The following is a 14,582-nucleotide window of genomic DNA, read 5'->3' on the forward strand; positions in this document are numbered from 1 at the left end:
GCCAAATGCTTAGATCAAGCCTTTCTTCTGCTTGTAGTCGCGAACGGCCGCCTTGATGGCGTCTTCTGCGAGTACGGAGCAGTGAATTTTCACTGGCGGCAGGGCCAGTTCTTCGGCCAGCTGGGTGTTGCTGATGGTGACAGCCTCATCCAGGGTCTTGCCTTTCATCCACTCGGTCGCGAGGGAGCTTGAGGCAATGGCGGAACCGCAGCCGTAGGTCTTGAACTTGGCGTCTTCGATAACGCCAGCGTCGTTGACCTTGATCTGCAGGCGCATAACGTCGCCGCACGCCGGAGCGCCGACCATGCCAGTGCCGACATCAGGGTCTTCCGCGTTCATCTTGCCGACGTTGCGCGGGTTTTCGTAGTGGTCGATGACCTTTTCGCTGTAAGCCATGGTACTGAATCCTCACTCATCAGGGCCGCTCTGGAACCCTGTAAAAACGCCTGCGTTTTCCGCCACGTTCCTACAGAGCTTGGGTGGCGGCTTCTATATTTAGTGTGCCGCCCACTCGATCTTGGAAATGTCGACACCGTCTTTGTACATGTCCCACAGCGGCGACAGAACGCGCAGCTTGTTGACGGCTTCGCAGACTTTCTGCGCGGCGTAGTCGACTTGCTCTTCGGTGGTGAAACGGCCGAACGTAAAGCGGATCGAGCTGTGTGCCAGTTCGTCGTTGCGGCCCAGGGCGCGCAGCACGTACGAAGGCTCAAGCGAGGCCGAGGTGCAGGCCGAACCGGACGAAACCGCCAGGTCCTTGAGCGCCATGATCAGCGACTCGCCTTCGACGTAGTTGAAACTCAAATTCAGGTTGTGCGGTACACGGGCGGTCATGCTGCCGTTGATGTACAGCTCTTCAAGGTTCTCGACCTGCTTGTAGAAGCGATCGCTCAAAGCCTTGATGCGCACGTTTTCGGCAGCCATGTCTTCTTTGGCTACACGGAAGGCTTCACCCATGCCGACGATCTGATGGGTCGCCAGGGTGCCGGAACGCATGCCGCGCTCGTGACCGCCGCCGTGCATGGTGGCTTCGATGCGCACGCGAGGCTTGCGGCTCACGTACAGCGCGCCGATGCCTTTAGGACCGTAAGTCTTGTGGGCGGAGAACGACATCAGGTCGACTTTCAGTTTCGACAGGTCGATGTCGACCTTGCCGGTGGACTGAGCCGCGTCGACATGCAGCAGGATGCCCTTGGAACGGGTCAGCTCGCCGATGGCCGCGATGTCGTTGATGGTGCCGATTTCGTTGTTCACGTGGATCACGGAAACCAGGATGGTGTCTTCACGCAGCGCGGCTTCGATCATGGCCGGGGTGACGATGCCGTCGGTGGTTGGCTCGAGGTAGGTGACCTCAAAACCTTCACGCTCCAGTTGGCGCATGGTGTCGAGGACAGCCTTGTGCTCAATCTTGGTGGTGATCAGGTGTTTGCCTTTGGTCGCGTAGAAATGCGCCGCGCCCTTGATTGCCAGGTTGTCGGACTCGGTAGCACCAGAGGTCCAGACAATTTCGCGTGGGTCGGCGCCCACCAGGTCAGCCACCTGGCGACGAGCGTTCTCGACCGCTTCCTCGGCTTTCCAGCCGAACACGTGGGAACGGGAGGCCGGGTTGCCGAAGTTTCCGTCAACCAGCAGGCATTCGCTCATCTTTTGCGCGACACGCGGATCAACCGGGGTGGTCGCTGAGTAATCAAGGTAAATCGGCAATTTCATGGACTTTCTCCTAAATCAGGCTGGCTGGCGTGCCGTTAGCTCTGCGGCTGTCACTCGACGGCGGACGCTTCGATCTTGTCCAGACGCGGCGCCTTGGTGTTACAACGGCGCTGGTCCTGACGCTGGGCTACTTCTTGCACCTCACGGCGAGTCACAAGATCAGCCAAGCTGATACCACTCAAAAACTCATGGATCTGCAGGCTCAAGTCACACCACAAGTGGTGCGTCAGGCAGGTGTCGCCGGCGTGGCAATCACCCAAACCCTGGCATTTGGTGGCATCGACGGATTCGTTGACCGCGTCGATCACCTGGGCTACCTGAATGCCCTGCATGTCGCGGGACAGTTGGTAGCCGCCACCCGGCCCACGTACGCTGGAAACCAAGTTGCTACGGCGCAATTTGGCAAACAGCTGCTCGAGGTAGGACAGGGAAATGCCTTGGCGCTCGGAGATATCGGCCAGGGACACCGGCCCAGTTTGCGCGTGCAAGGCCAGGTCAAGCATGGCGGTTACCGCGTATCGGCCTTTTGTAGTCAGTCTCATGGACAAGTACCAAGGTGTTTCAGAATGGGAGCAAGTATGCGATTCCCGAGTATTTAAGTCAACTATAAGACCTAGTACTTTAGTCAGGATTACCCGTAAAAAGGGCGCGCGAATCATAGCAGGATGGGGCGGGATCGAACAGCGGGAACGGGGCCAAAGCCTCATGCCAAGAACAATGGAGATCAGATGTGGGAGCTGGCTTGCCTGCGAAAGCGGTGGATCAGTACGAAAGGGTGGCTGGCAGACCGCTATCGCAGGCAAGCCAGCTCCCACAGGAGATTTTTACCGACCTTAAGACTCAGCCAGCCTTGGTGGCGGCCTCGCTCTTGATCTCGGCAAAGTCTTCTTCACGCAGCTCAGGCAGATCTTTCGCACAATAGTTGCTGCCCAACTCCTTCAACGCGCCGCACATGCCGTCCAGCTTGCCGTCGACTGCCTGCAAGTGGTCTAGCAACTGCCCAATGGCACGCGCCACGGGGTCAGGCATGTCTTCGCTGACGCCGTAGGCGTCGAAGCCGATCTTTTCAGCCATGGCCTTGCGCTTGGCTTCCTGCTCATCGCCGACTTCCGGTTTGACGATGATCCGCCCCGGAATGCCCACGACGGTGGCGCCAGGCGGTACGGCCTTGGTCACCACGGCGTTGGAGCCTACTTTGGCACCGGCACCCACCGTAAAGGGGCCGAGCACCTTGGCGCCCGCCCCTACCACCACGCCATCACCCAGCGTCGGGTGGCGCTTGCCTTTATTCCAGGTGGTACCGCCCAGGGTCACGCCTTGATACAAGGTCACGTCGTCACCGATTTCGGCGGTCTCGCCAATCACAATGCCCATGCCATGGTCGATAAAGAAGCGACGCCCCACCTTGGCGCCCGGGTGAATCTCGATCCCGGTCAACCAGCGGCCGAAGTTCGACACCACGCGCGCCAGCCATTTCCAGCCCATGCCCCACAACGCGCCGGACAGGCGGTGAATCCAGATCGCGTGCATGCCCGGGTAGCAGGTCAGCACTTCAAAGGCGTTGCGCGCCGCCGGGTCACGGTGGAAAACACTCTGGATATCTTCTCGCAAACGCTCGAACATTTTTAATCCTTCCGCTTAAGCAGCTCGCCACGGGCCGCTTTCTGGGTTTCCGTGAGGATGCCACGCAATATATTCATTTCTGCTCGGCTGACCGAGCTGCGCCCGTACAAGCGACGCAGGCGTGCCATCAAGTGCCGTGGTTTTTCCGGATCGAGAAATTCGATGGCCACCAGGGTTTGCTCCAGGTGCTCATAGAATCGCTCCAGCTCGTCCATCGTGGCCAGTTCGCCACTCTTGGTCGACGCGACTTCATCCTTTTCTACCTTGCTCGGCTGACCTTCAGCGGCCAGCCAGGCCATGCGCACTTCATAACTCAATACCTGCACCGCCGCCCCGAGATTCAGCGAACTGAATTCAGGGTCTGATGGAATGTGCACGTGGTAATGACATCGCTGCAGCTCTTCATTGGTGAGGCCCGAGTCTTCACGGCCAAACACCAAGGCGATTTCTGCACCGCCGGCAGCTTCTTCCACTACCTTGGTGCCGCACTCGCGCGGATCCAGCAGTGGCCAGGGGATGCGACGGTCGCGGGCGCTGGTGCCGAGCACCAGGTTGCAGCCGACCAAGGCGTCTTCCAAGGTAGCGACAACCTGGGCTTTTTCCAGGATGTCGTTGGCGCCGGAGGCACGGGCATCGGCCTCGTGGTGCGGGAACACGCGCGGCTCGACCAGCACCAGGCGCGTCAGCCCCATGTTTTTCATGGCTCGCGCCACCCCGCCGATGTTGCCGGGATGACTGGTATTGACCAAAACGACACGAATGTTTTGCAGCAAGGGAGGCGCTCTCGGACACGGGAAAGGGGAGCAAATCTTACAGAACAGCCTAAGGTTATGCCATGAAAGCTAACGTCGTCCTTCACCTGAAGAAAGTTTCTGCTAGAATGCCCGGCTTTCTTTAACAACCTTAGGTGACACATCCATGCAGCCCATGCTGAATATCGCGCTGCGCGCCGCCCGCAGCGCCAGTGAATTGATCTTCCGCTCCATCGAGCGCCTGGATACCATCAAGGTCGACGAAAAAGACGCCAAGGATTATGTGTCCGAGGTGGATCGCGCCGCCGAACAGAAAATCATCGACGCTCTGCGCAAGGCCTACCCTACCCACGGCATCCTCGGCGAAGAAACCGGTTTGCACAAAGGCAGCGGCGAAGGCGAAGACTACCTGTGGATCATCGACCCACTGGATGGGACCACCAACTTCCTGCGCGGCATTCCACACTTTGCCGTGAGCATTGCCTGCAAATACCGCGGCCGCCTGGAACACGCAGTGGTTCTGGACCCGGTTCGCCAGGAAGAATTCACCGCCAGCCGCGGCCGTGGCGCCCAGCTGAATGGTCGTCGTCTGCGTGTCAGCGGTCGCACCAGCCTGGACGGTGCCCTGCTGGGCACGGGCTTCCCGTTCCGTGACGACCAGATGGACAACCTGGAAAACTACCTGGGCATGTTCCGCGCCCTGGTTGGCCAGACCGCCGGTATCCGTCGCGCTGGCGCAGCCAGCCTGGACTTGGCCTATGTGGCTGCCGGCCGTTTTGACGCGTTCTGGGAGTCGGGCCTGTCCGAGTGGGACATGGCCGCAGGCGCCCTGCTGATTCAAGAGGCTGGCGGTTTGGTGAGCGACTTCACCGGCGGTCACGACTTCCTTGAGAAAGGCCACGTCGTTGCCGGCAACACCAAATGCTTCAAGGCAGTACTGACGGCGATCCAGCCGCACCTGCCGGCTTCGCTGAAGCGCTAAGCGAGCGAGCACAAAAAAGCACCCCGAGGGGTGCTTTTTTTATGCCTGGCATTTGGTGCGAACTCAAACACCAGCAACACAACAGATCAAATGTGGGAGGGGGCTTGCCCCCGACTGCGTGGACCAGTCACAAATTCATTAACTGATGTAGCGCTATCGGGAGACAAACCCCCTCCCACATTTTGAATTATGCCAGGCCTTGGATTACTGCTGGTTCTGGCCCAGCACCAAGCGCCCTTCCTTGTCGACCGGGATCTGACCACCTGGGTCACGGTCCATCCGCACCGAACCTTCCTTGCCATCCAGGGTGTACCGCACGTCATAGCCGACAACCTTGTCGCTGATGTCGTTGACGGTGTTACACCGGGTTTGCGTGGTGGTGTAGGTATCGCGGTTCTGCATGCCTTCCTGAACCTTGTTACCGGCGTAACCACCACCCACCGCACCGGCTACAGTCGCCAGCTTCTTGCCATTACCGCCACCGACCTGGTTGCCCAACAGGCCACCGGCCAGCGCACCCACCACAGTGCCGACGATTTGATGTTGATCCTGCACCGGCTTCTGCCGGGTTACGGCGACGTCCTTGCAGACCTCGCGCGGGGTTTTAATCTGGGTTTTCACCGGCTGCACCGCCAGCACTTGCGCATACTCAGGGCCGCTTTTTACCAGGCTGTAGGTGGCAACAGCACCCCCGGCAGTCACACCGACAGCACCCAATACCGCACCAACCAGCAACGACTTGTTCACGTGAACCTCCTGACCATCACAAGCGGACCGAAACGTCCGCGCTATACCCAGCCTTGGAGCAAAAAAAAAGGCGCGAGTTCAATACTCGCGCCTTCTTTGTAACAGCGTGTCAACAAGCGCCCATCAAGGGCGGTCGTCGACCTCCTTGCCGGTAGCGGCAGGAGGGATCAAGTCTTCGCTGTTGAGGTTCAGCCAGATCAGCACCACGTTGGCGATGTAGATCGACGAGTAGGTGCCCGCCAGAACGCCGATGAACAGCGCCAGGGAGAAGCCCCACAGGTTGTCGCCACCGAAGATCATCAGCGCAGCAATCGCCAGCAACGTGGAGATCGATGTCGCCATGGTCCGCAGCAGGGTCTGGGTGGTCGAGACGTTGATGTTCTCGATCAGCGACGCCTTGCGCAGTACGCGGAAGTTTTCACGCACCCGGTCGAATACCACGATGGTGTCGTTGAGCGAGTAACCAATGATCGCCAGCACTGCCGCCAACACCGTCAGGTCGAAGGTGACCTGGAAGTACGCGAGGATGCCCACGGTCACGATCACGTCGTGGATCAGCGACACAATCGCGCCGACGCCGAACTTCCACTGAAAGCGGAACGCCAGGTAGATCATGATGCCGACCAGCGCCATCAGCATGCCGAGGCCGCCCTGGTCGCGCAGCTCTTCACCCACCTGCGGGCCTACGAACTCAACGCGCTTGACCGACGCCGGGTTGTCGCCGCCGACCTTCTGCAAGGCTTCGGCTACCTGGTGACCCAGTTGCGGGTCTTCACCTGGCATACGCACCAGCAGATCGGTGGTTGCACCAAAGCTCTGCACGATGGCTTCGTGATAGCCGGCCTTGACCAGCTCGTTGCGCACCAGGGTAACGTCGGCCGGCTTCTCGTAGGTCAGCTCGATGAGCGTACCGCCGGTGAAGTCCAGACCGTAGTTCAGGCCCTTATGGAACCAGCTGAACAGCGCCAGAACAGTAAGGAGCACAGTGACGCCGAACGCAATGTTGCGAACGCCCATGAAGTTGATTGTACGTAACATGGCAGCCCCTTAAATCCACAACTTCTTGAAGTCACGCCCGCCAAAGATCAGGTTGACCATTGCGCGGGTCACCATGATGGCCGTGAACATCGAGGTAAAGATACCGAGGGACATGGTGACCGCAAAACCTTTGACCGGGCCGGTGCCCATGGCAAAGAGAATCCCGCCGACCAGCAAAGTGGTCAAGTTGGAGTCAAGAATCGCGGTAAATGCCCGGCCGAAGCCTTCGTTGATTGCACGCTGTACGGTCATGCCCGCCGCGATCTCTTCACGAATCCGCGAGAAGATCAGTACGTTAGCGTCTACCGCCATGCCCATGGTGAGCACGATACCGGCGATACCTGGCAGGGTCAGTGTAGCGCCCAGCAGCGACATCAGCGCCAGCAGCATGACCATGTTGCCCGCCAGGGCCACGGTGGCAATGATGCCGAAGAAGCGGTAGATGGCAATGATGAACAGCGACACGAACAGCATGCCCCACAAGGCCGCGTCGATACCCTTGGTGATGTTGTCGGCACCCAGGCTCGGGCCAATGGTGCGCTCTTCAGCGAAGTACATCGGCGCCGCCAGGCCACCGGCACGCAGCAGCAGTGCCAGCTCGGACGATTCGCCCTGGCCGTTCAGGCCCGTGATGCGGAATTGAGCACCCAGTGGCGACTGGATGGTCGCCAGGCTGATGATCTTCTTCTCTTCCTTGAAGGTCTGCACCGGCACGTCTTTCTCGACGCCGTTGACCATTTGCTTGGTGTAGGTGGTGATCGGGCGCTGCTCGATGAAGATCACCGCCATGCTGCGACCAACGTTGCTGCGCGTGGCGCGGCTCATCAGTTCGCCGCCGTGACCATCCAGACGAATGTTCACTTCAGGCGTGCCGTGCTCGCCAAAACCAGCCTTGGCATCGGTGACCTGGTCGCCGGTGATGATCAAGCCACGCTCGATCAGCGCTGGAGGACGATTACCTTCACGGAACTCGAATTCTTCGGCAGTCGCGCGAGAAGCACCCGGCTCAGCAGCCAGACGGAACTCCAGGTTGGCGGTCTTACCCAGGATACGCTTGGCTTCAGCAGTGTCCTGCACGCCCGGCAACTCGACCACGATGCGGTTGGCGCCTTGACGCTGAACAATCGGCTCAGCCACACCCAGCTCGTTGACGCGGTTACGTACCGTGGTCAAGTTCTGCTTGATGGAGTATTCGCGGATTTCCGCCAGCTTGGCTGGGGTCATCGCCAGACGCAGTACAGGTTGACCATTGAGGTCGGCCGGCACGATGTCGAAATCGTTGAAGTTCTTGCGGATCAGCGCACGGGCCTGTTCGCGGGACGTTTCGTCAGAGAAGCCCAGCTGGATGGCACCGTTGAGCTGCGGCAGGCTGCGATAACGCAACTTCTCTTTGCGCAGCAGGCTCTTCACATCGCCTTCGTAGACTTTCAGGCGTGCGTCGAGGGCTTTGTCCATGTCGACTTCCAGCAGGAAGTGCACACCACCGGACAAGTCCAGACCCAGCTTCATCGGGTGCGCGCCAATGCTGCGCAGCCATTTTGGCGTGGTCTGTGCCAGGTTCAGCGCGACAACGTAGTCGTCACCCATGACCTTGCGCACAACGTCTTTGGCCGGTAATTGGTCTTCTGCCTTGGTCAGGCGCAACAAGCCGCCCTTCGCATCAGCCGCCAATGTTGCCGCTTTAACCTGAATGCCCGCATCGGTGAGCGCTTTGCTCGCGCGTTCCAGGTCAGCCTGATTGACTTGCAGCGAAGTGCTGGCGCCCGTGATCTGGATCGCAGGGTCATCAGGATAAAGATTGGGAGCGGAATAAATAAAACCGATCGCCAGCACCGCCAGGATCAGTACGTATTTCCACAGAGGGTATTTGTTCAGCATCACGCCGCCCGCTTATAACGCGGGGCGCCTTGCGCGCCCCGTCGATTGGTAAAGGTTGTTACTCAGATCGCTTTGAGCGTGCCTTTTGGCAACGTGGCGGCGATGGCGCCCTTCTGGAACTTCATTTCTACGGTGTCGGAGACTTCCAGAACCACGAAAGCATCGGAAACCTTGGTGATCTTGCCGGCGATGCCGCCAGTGGTCACAACTTCGTCGCCTTTTTGCAGGCTGCCCAGCAGGTTTTTCTGCTCTTTGGCGCGCTTGGCCTGTGGACGCCAGATCATCAGGTAGAAGATGACCAGGAAGCCGACCAGGAAAATCCACTCAAAACCACCGCCCATAGGGCCGGCAGCGGCAGGCGCAGCGGCGTCAGCCATGGCATTAGAGATAAAAAAGCTCATTTAGCACTCCAGTTGCAAATAGTGAATCTTAGGGTCGGAAAACTCAGTCCAAGGGCGGCACAGGGAGCCCGCGCTTGGCATAGAAGGCATCGACGAAGGCGGCCAATGTACCCTGTTGAATAGCCTCGCGCAAACCAGCCATCAGGACTTGGTAGTGACGCAAATTGTGGATGGTATTCAACATGCTACCCAGCATTTCCCCGCACTTGTCCAGATGGTGCAGATAAGCGCGCGAGAAGTTCTGGCAGGTGTAGCAGTCACAGGTGGGATCCAGCGGCGAATCATCATGGCGATGGAACGCGTTACGGATCTTCAGCACGCCTGTATCGATGAACAGATGCCCATTGCGGGCATTACGGGTTGGCATCACGCAATCGAACATGTCCACACCGCGGCGCACACCCTCTACGAGATCCTCCGGTTTGCCAACGCCCATAAGGTAACGAGGTTTGTCAGCCGGCATCAGGCCCGGCAGGTAATCCAGCACCTTGATCATCTCGTGCTTGGGCTCACCCACCGACAAACCGCCGATGGCCAGGCCGTCAAAGCCGATCTTGTCCAGGCCTTCCAGCGAGCGCTTGCGCAGGCTTTCGTGCATGCCGCCCTGAACGATACCGAACAGCGCCGCGGTGTTGTCGCCGTGGGCATTCTTCGAACGCTGAGCCCAACGCAGCGACAGCTCCATAGAGATACGCGCCACGTCTTCGTCCGCCGGGTACGGCGTGCATTCGTCAAAGATCATCACGATGTCGGAGCCCAGGTCGCGCTGCACCTGCATCGACTCCTCCGGGCCCATGAACACCTTGGACCCGTCGACCGGCGAGGCGAAGGTCACGCCCTCCTCCTTGATCTTGCGCATGGCGCCCAGGCTGAACACCTGGAAACCACCGGAGTCGGTGAGGATCGGGCCCTGCCACTTCATGAAGTCATGCAGGTCGCCATGCTTCTTGATCACTTCCGTGCCCGGGCGCAGCCACAAGTGGAAGGTGTTGCCGAGGATGATCTCGGCGCCGGTGGCGACGATGTCACGCGGCAGCATGCCTTTGACGGTGCCGTAGGTGCCCACGGGCATGAAGGCCGGGGTTTCGACGGTGCCGCGCGGAAACGTGAGGCGACCACGACGAGCCTTGCCATCCGTGGCCAACAATTCAAACGACATACGACTCATAGTTGTTCCTCAGGGCCCGCTTCTTTAGGAGCAGTCGGCGCAGGGTTTCGGGTGATAAACATCGCATCACCGTAGCTGAAAAAACGGTACTCGTTGGCGATGGCAGCTTGATAAGCGGCCATGGTTTCCGGGTAACCGGCAAATGCCGACACCAGCATCAACAGCGTGGATTCCGGCAAATGGAAGTTGGTGACCAGGCAATCGACCACATGAAACGGCCGGCCCGGGAAAATAAAGATATCGGTGTCGCCGCTGAACGGCTTGAGCACGCCATCACGCGCCGCACTCTCCAGCGAACGTACGCTGGTGGTGCCGACAGCAACAACACGACCGCCGCGCGCCTTGCACGCGGCCACTGCATCCACGACTTCCTGGCTGACTTCCAGCCACTCGCTGTGCATATGGTGGTCTTCGATGTTATCCACACGCACCGGCTGAAACGTGCCGGCCCCCACGTGCAGGGTCACGTAGGCGCTCTCGACGCCCTTGGCAGCAATCGCATCCAGCAGCGGCTGGTCGAAATGCAGCCCGGCCGTCGGCGCGGCAACAGCGCCCAAGCGCTGCGAGTACACCGTCTGATAGCGCTCGCGGTCCGCGTCTTCGTCGGGGCGGTCTATATAAGGAGGCAACGGCATATGGCCGACGCGCTCCAGCAGCGGCAACACCTCTTCGGCGAACCTGAGCTCAAACAGCGCGTCATGGCGCGCGACCATCTCGGCCTCGCCACCGCCATCGATGAGGATGCTCGAACCCGGTTTCGGCGACTTGCTGGAGCGCACATGGGCCAGCACACGATGGCTGTCGAGCACCCGTTCGACCAGAATTTCCAGCTTGCCGCCGGACGCTTTCTGGCCAAACAGCCGTGCCGGAATCACCCGGGTATTGTTGAACACCATCAGATCGCCTGGGCGCAAATGCTCAAGCAAATCAGTGAATTGACGGTGTGCGAGGGCACCGCTCACCCCGTCCAGGGTCAGCAGTCGACTGGCGCGACGCTCGGCCAAAGGGTGGCGAGCGATCAGCGAATCAGGGAGCTCAAAAGTAAAGTCAGCAACGCGCATGATGGGGTTCGTCTAGCAGGGCCGGGAAGTCTAGCGGAAATAGTGAAAATAGACCATGAAACGTGATTGACCAACGGTAATCTCATCTCTATACTTCGCCGCCATTGAGCCCTGATGGCGGAATTGGTAGACGCGGCGGATTCAAAATCCGTTTTCGAAAGGAGTGGGAGTTCGAGTCTCCCTCGGGGCACCATCTTAAAGAAAGACCTTGAAATTCAAGGTCTTTTTTTTCGCCTGTGAAAAAGTGAGCAGGCACAGGCGAACGCAGACGTTAAGGAGCCGGGACCATGGAATTGACGCTGGAAGCTGTTGCCCTTTTTGCTCTCAAGCTGGTGCACGAGACCGATGGCGCGAGCCCGATTCTGCGCGATGACCTGGTCATGGATGGGTATGAGCGCGAGGTGTTCGGGTTGTTGGTGCGTCAGGGGGATTTGGCCGCGATTCGGCTCAAGCTTGATGAATGCCTGACGTTAGCACTCGACTCCCTGGGCGGCCCAAACACGGTGATGGGGCGTGAGCTGCAACGGCTCGCGGTGGACGTGCGCCAAGCGCCAACACTTGAAGCACTCGACGCCCCGCTCAACGCACTCAAGGACTACCTGAAAGCCATCCTGTGACGCGCAACTTACCGCCGCCCTTCAACCGCCATCCGCACCGCCAACCCCATCAGCACCGAGCCCATCACCCAGCGCTGCGCCACCTGCCAACCTGGGCGGGTGACGAAGAACACCGCGATGGAGCCCGCCATAACGGCAATCACCGAGTTGACGCTCACGCTGATGGCAATCTGCGTAAAGCCCAACACCAGCGATTGCGTCAACACACTGCCATGCCCGTTAGGGTCGATAAACTGCGGCAGCAACGACAAATACATCACCGCCACTTTGGGGTTCAGCAGGTTGGTCACAAAGCCCATCATGAACAGCTTGCGCGGGCGGTCCTGGGGCAAATCCCGAACCTGAAACGGCGAACGGCCACCCGGCTTGACCGCCTGCCAGGCCAGGTACACCAGGTACAACGCACCGCCGAGCCGCAGCGCGTCGTAGGCAAACGGCACCGCCATCACCAACGCGGTAATCCCCAATGCCGCGCACAGCATGTAAACCACAAACCCCAACGCAACGCCGCCCAGCGAAATCAACCCGGCCGTACGCCCCTGGCAAATCGAGCGGGAAATGAGGTAAATCATGTTCGGCCCGGGCGTGAGTACCATGCCGAGTGAGATCAGGCCGTAGGCTAGCCAGCTGGACAGTTCGGGCATGGTGTCGCTCCTTAAGAGTTGTGCTGGGCACCATGGTAGGGCGATGAAAAGCAGGCCGTTAGATACAGATCCGCGAGCAAAACGTCATACACATAAACAAAAAAAGAGACATTGGCGTCCCAAGGTCTCTTTACTGCCAACACTGATTCAACGGATGTACACCCTCCACTGTGGGGGCTGGCTTGCCTGCGAAGGCGCCAGCCGCCATACCCTCAACTCACCCGCCTACACACCAACAGCGTCACCCTCCTCTATCACCCCATTCGGCAACATCCCATTGGCCAAATCATCCATTACCGCCTTCGCCATCTCCCCCAAATAAAGCGCTGCCCAGGCGTAGCGATCCGCGCTGTTGTCCATGGCGGCATCCAACGCGAGCTTTTTGGAACAGTGCAGAAGCTCGGAGGCATGCTCCAGGGCAACGCGGATGGGTACGCCGGAGTTGACGCGGAATAGGCGGTGGAGGTCGGGCTGTTGGCCCCCTTTTTAATTATCGTCGCTAACAGAATGACTTTTCCCACGCACACCATCGAACAACACCGACATCAACCTCTGATCCCCCCTCGTACGCTCACTCCCTCGCACAAGGAAGTGAGCCCGTCATGTCAGAACGCGCGTACCCCATCACCGAAGAAGAACAACTCAAACGGCGCATCCTGATTCCGCAGCCGAAACGGGAGCCCTATTCGCCGCCGATAGACTTATTCAACTCGGCACCTGCCCCGGCGCCTACGCCCGTAAAGCTTCCGGGCTGCGTGTTCACCAAACCCTGCCAACTGCCCGACGGCATCATTCGCTACAACGACCCCACCGGTTACGTACCGCTGGAGCTGATCAAGGATTACGGCCACTTCAGCCTGTTGGGTGGGCGCGAGGTGGACAGCCGAGGCGCGGTTGCTTTGCGCAAGATCAGCGGCAGCGCCCTGCCCGTTGGTTTAGGGCAGTTGGCGTTGCGTTCGGCGGTGGTGGAATCCGCAGCCACCGCAGCTGGCACTGTCGCCGGTGGATTATTGGCCGGTTTGGTGGCGCTGGCTTGGCCGTCGGAGCTGGGTGATAGCGCGCTCTACAGCGAGGAGCAATTGCGTTCGCTGCCACAGGCGCGGTCGCAGATGCGTTTGCATGTGGAACAGCGTGAGGACGGCACGCTCAAGGGGTATGGGTTTTACACGGGCAACCATGCCGATTGGCAGATGATTGATGTGGTGCAATTCCAAAGCCGTGGCGACCAGTTTGTGGCGGACTTGGGTGAAGGCGTGGAGCTGATCTGGACGCCTGCGGTTGATCCGGGGGATACGCTGGGTATTCCGGCATTGGAGGCTGCGCCGCAAGCGCCGGTGATTTGGATTTACCCGCCGACGGAGAAAGCCGCGCAGATTCTGGTGAACCCGATTTATCCGCCGCAGTATCGGGATTTTATTCTGGTGTTCCCGGTGGAGTCGGGGGTTCGGCCGCTGTATGTGGTGGTTAGCGTTCGGGCTGGGGATCACTCCTACCACACCAAGCCTAAACTCTTGGCTGCGTTTCCAAAAGCAAAATGGGCACGCTCTAAAACGCCCATGAAAGGAGGAGGTAAACGTCCTAGATGGAAAGATCCGGACGGGACAATCTATGAGTGGGACTTTCAACATGGCGCTGTCGAAAAGTACACCAAACATGGAGTTCATCTCGGCGAGTTCGACCATATAACCGGAAAACAACGAAAGCCAGCCGATCCTAGTAGGAGGGTAGAGCCATGAAACACGTAATTATGGGCGTTTTGCCTAACGAGGATTTTGCATCCTTTGAGAAAGAGCTATCTCTATCCACTCAAGAGCTAATGGAGATTATGGGATGGAGCCAGCCTGAGGATTGCGTATTTGATTACCCATTGACGGAAGAACAAACACTCAAAATCGAAAAAGCGTGTGCCTTAAAACTGCCCAACCACCTTGACCTGTTCCTTTCCTCACACGAGTAACCAA

Annotated in this window: 16 protein-coding genes, 1 tRNA gene and 1 pseudogene; 5 read left to right on the top strand and 13 right to left on the bottom strand. The window is 59.1% G+C overall.

The annotated features are described in order from the left end of the window. Positions 1-9: 9 nt before the first annotated feature. The 5 genes from iscU to trmJ all read right to left on the bottom strand — a co-directional run bounded on the left by iscU (position 10) and on the right by trmJ (position 4,106). On the bottom strand, positions 10-396 hold the full coding sequence (iscU, locus tag NTD89_RS23155) for a Fe-S cluster assembly scaffold IscU (RefSeq protein ID WP_003175965.1): 387 nt from the start codon (positions 394-396) through the stop codon (positions 10-12). Between the two features lie 99 nt (positions 397-495). Further along, positions 496-1,710: an IscS subfamily cysteine desulfurase gene (locus NTD89_RS23160; protein ID WP_017530022.1), complete on the bottom strand. Its 1,215-nt coding sequence runs from the start codon at positions 1,708-1,710 to the stop codon at positions 496-498. Between the two features lie 50 nt (positions 1,711-1,760). After that, positions 1,761-2,252: a Fe-S cluster assembly transcriptional regulator IscR gene (gene iscR / locus NTD89_RS23165; RefSeq protein ID WP_003194020.1), complete on the bottom strand. Its 492-nt coding sequence runs from the start codon at positions 2,250-2,252 to the stop codon at positions 1,761-1,763. A gap of 298 nt (positions 2,253-2,550) precedes the next feature. Next, positions 2,551-3,333 (bottom strand): serine O-acetyltransferase, encoded by a 783-nt coding sequence (cysE, locus tag NTD89_RS23170; protein WP_242199879.1) that lies wholly within the window; start codon positions 3,331-3,333, stop codon positions 2,551-2,553. A gap of 2 nt (positions 3,334-3,335) precedes the next feature. Then, on the bottom strand, positions 3,336-4,106 hold the full coding sequence (trmJ, locus tag NTD89_RS23175) for a tRNA (cytosine(32)/uridine(32)-2'-O)-methyltransferase TrmJ (RefSeq protein ID WP_003210307.1): 771 nt from the start codon (positions 4,104-4,106) through the stop codon (positions 3,336-3,338). 145 nt (positions 4,107-4,251) lie between these two features. Here trmJ and suhB point away from each other — a divergent pair, with 145 nt between their 5' ends. Next, complete coding sequence (gene suhB, locus NTD89_RS23180) at positions 4,252-5,067, top strand: inositol-phosphate phosphatase (protein WP_003175971.1); 816 nt, start codon at positions 4,252-4,254, stop codon at positions 5,065-5,067. A 204-nt stretch (positions 5,068-5,271) separates the two neighbouring features. Here suhB and NTD89_RS23185 read toward each other — a convergent pair whose 3' ends face one another. The 6 genes from NTD89_RS23185 to queA form a co-directional block, all read right to left on the bottom strand. Beyond that, positions 5,272-5,814 carry a glycine zipper 2TM domain-containing protein gene (locus NTD89_RS23185; RefSeq protein ID WP_015885750.1) on the bottom strand — a complete coding sequence of 181 codons (543 nt, stop codon included), beginning with the start codon at positions 5,812-5,814 and terminating at the stop codon, positions 5,272-5,274. A 123-nt stretch (positions 5,815-5,937) separates the two neighbouring features. Beyond that, positions 5,938-6,852 (bottom strand): protein translocase subunit SecF, encoded by a 915-nt coding sequence (secF, locus tag NTD89_RS23190; RefSeq protein WP_262209904.1) that lies wholly within the window; start codon positions 6,850-6,852, stop codon positions 5,938-5,940. 9 nt (positions 6,853-6,861) lie between these two features. Continuing rightward, positions 6,862-8,730, bottom strand: coding sequence for a protein translocase subunit SecD (gene secD / locus NTD89_RS23195; RefSeq protein WP_262209906.1), 1,869 nt, complete (start codon positions 8,728-8,730; stop codon positions 6,862-6,864). Positions 8,731-8,792: 62 nt separating this feature from the next. Continuing rightward, the gene (gene yajC, locus NTD89_RS23200; protein WP_003175975.1) at positions 8,793-9,131 is read right to left on the bottom strand and encodes a preprotein translocase subunit YajC; all 339 of its coding nucleotides are present in this window, start codon (positions 9,129-9,131) and stop codon (positions 8,793-8,795) included. A 43-nt stretch (positions 9,132-9,174) separates the two neighbouring features. After that, a complete protein-coding gene (gene tgt / locus NTD89_RS23205) occupies positions 9,175-10,290 on the bottom strand; it encodes a tRNA guanosine(34) transglycosylase Tgt (protein ID WP_003175976.1) in 1,116 nt (371 codons plus the stop codon). 5 nt (positions 10,291-10,295) lie between these two features. Continuing rightward, positions 10,296-11,360, bottom strand: a complete 1,065-nt coding sequence (gene queA / locus NTD89_RS23210) for a tRNA preQ1(34) S-adenosylmethionine ribosyltransferase-isomerase QueA (protein ID WP_262209908.1) — start codon at positions 11,358-11,360, stop codon at positions 10,296-10,298. 108 nt (positions 11,361-11,468) lie between these two features. Between queA and NTD89_RS23215 the strand changes: the two genes are divergently transcribed. Next, positions 11,469-11,553 (top strand) — tRNA-Leu (locus NTD89_RS23215). 94 nt (positions 11,554-11,647) lie between these two features. After that, positions 11,648-11,977, top strand: coding sequence for a hypothetical protein (locus tag NTD89_RS23220; RefSeq protein ID WP_262209909.1), 330 nt, complete (start codon positions 11,648-11,650; stop codon positions 11,975-11,977). Positions 11,978-11,985: 8 nt separating this feature from the next. Here NTD89_RS23220 and NTD89_RS23225 read toward each other — a convergent pair whose 3' ends face one another. Both NTD89_RS23225 and NTD89_RS23230 read right to left on the bottom strand, forming a co-directional pair. Continuing rightward, on the bottom strand, positions 11,986-12,621 hold the full coding sequence (locus tag NTD89_RS23225; RefSeq protein ID WP_262209911.1) for a LysE family translocator: 636 nt from the start codon (positions 12,619-12,621) through the stop codon (positions 11,986-11,988). Between the two features lie 225 nt (positions 12,622-12,846). Continuing rightward, positions 12,847-13,101 (bottom strand): annotated as a pseudogene (locus NTD89_RS23230) (DUF3077 domain-containing protein); the annotation flags it as partial. Positions 13,102-13,223: 122 nt separating this feature from the next. Between NTD89_RS23230 and NTD89_RS23235 the strand changes: the two are divergent. Next, positions 13,224-14,357, top strand: coding sequence for an S-type pyocin domain-containing protein (locus tag NTD89_RS23235; protein WP_262209913.1), 1,134 nt, complete (start codon positions 13,224-13,226; stop codon positions 14,355-14,357). Further along, positions 14,354-14,578, top strand: coding sequence for a pyocin S6 family toxin immunity protein (locus NTD89_RS23240; protein ID WP_262209915.1), 225 nt, complete (start codon positions 14,354-14,356; stop codon positions 14,576-14,578). The genes NTD89_RS23235 and NTD89_RS23240 overlap by 4 nt, the downstream gene beginning before the upstream one ends. The last annotated feature ends 4 nt before the right edge of the window (positions 14,579-14,582 follow it).

The sequence above is a fragment of the Pseudomonas sp. 14P_5.3_Bac1 genome, assembly GCF_025466135.1.
GTDB lineage: Bacteria > Pseudomonadota > Gammaproteobacteria > Pseudomonadales > Pseudomonadaceae > Aquipseudomonas.